The sequence below is a fragment of the Methylobrevis pamukkalensis genome, assembly GCF_001720135.1.
Taxonomy (GTDB): domain Bacteria; phylum Pseudomonadota; class Alphaproteobacteria; order Rhizobiales; family Pleomorphomonadaceae; genus Methylobrevis; species Methylobrevis pamukkalensis.
In genome coordinates this window covers 1-1,254 of the sequence record NZ_MCRJ01000259.1, presented here as the reverse complement: position 1 = coordinate 1,254, position 1,254 = coordinate 1, and the positions used below count along the sequence as shown (strand labels likewise).

Here is a 1,254-nt window from a genome sequence, read left to right as displayed (position 1 = left end):
CTGCCGGCGCTGTTCCGAGACGCCCTTCAGCAACTGCTCCGGATAGCGGCCCGACCGCGCCACCGCCAGCGCGGTCTCGTCGATGTCGGTGGCGAAGATCTGCACCTTCGGCGCGGCGGCAAGACCGTCGAGATGCTCGCGCATCAGGATGCCGAGCGAATAGACCTCCTCGCCGGTGGCACAGCCCGGCACCCAGACGCGGATCGTGTCGTTCGAGGCCCGGCCTTCGAACAGGCGGGGGATCACAAGCTGCTCCAGCGAGGCGAAGGCGTCCGCATCGCGGAAGAAGTTCGTCACGTTGATCAGCAGGTCCCGGAACAGGTTCATGATCTCGGTCGGCTGCCGCCTGAGGACGTCGATGTAGGCGTCGAGGGATCGCAGTTGCAGCACCTGCATGCGGCGCTCGACGCGGCGCATGAAGGTCTTGGTCTTGTAGCCGGAGAAATCATGTCCCGAATGGCTGCGCAGGATCTCGTAGACCGCCTCGCGCGCATGTTGGAGATCGACCTCCCGGTGGATGTTGCCGTCCTCGGCGATCACCGCCAGCGTTCCGAAGCTGTGTCCGAAGGCGACGATCTTCTCGCCCATCTGCTCGACCGGAACCGCCAGATCGATCATTCCGCTGGAGATCGCGCTGTCCGGCATGCTGGAATTGTGCGGCGCCGATCCGTCCGCGACCTGCGCCAGCGTCAGTCCGCCCCGTTCCTTGATCGCCTTCGCGCCCAGCGTGCCGTCGCCGTCGCCGCCCGAGAGGATGACCCCGACCGCACACTCGCCCTGGTCCTCGGCGAGCGAACTCATGAAGATGTCGATCGGGTTGCGCTCGCGGATGGCCACATTGGGACGGCGCAGGTGCAGGTGGCCGTTGGCCATCGTCAGGATCGCGTTGGCGGGCATCACGTAGATGCGGTTCGGCTCGACCAAGGTCTGATCCTCCGCAACCCGCACGGGCAGCGCGGTGTAGTGGCCGAGGACGGTGTGGAGGATGCTTTCCCGTTCCGGGTTGAGATGGGTGACGATGACGAAGGCGCCCCGGGATCGTCCGGCAGGCCCTTGAAAAAGCCTTCCATCGCCGGAATTCCACCGGCGGAGGCGCCGATGCAGACGATCGGAAAGCCGTTGTTTCGGTCGGTCACAGGATTGTCCTTCATCGGCATCGGGATGCGCAAGGAGGTGATGCAATCACGTAACCACAGGTGGGAATCTCCTGCATGCTACAAAATCACGTTGCCCGCCGAACAATTCGCACCCTTC

1 pseudogene is annotated in these 1,254 nt (G+C 64.5%); it reads right to left on the bottom strand.

Annotation, left to right across the window (positions count from 1 at the left end):
* Window positions 1-1,151 (bottom strand): annotated as a pseudogene (locus A6302_RS20355) (chemotaxis protein CheB); the annotation flags it as partial.
* Between the last annotated feature and the right edge of the window lie 103 nt (window positions 1,152-1,254).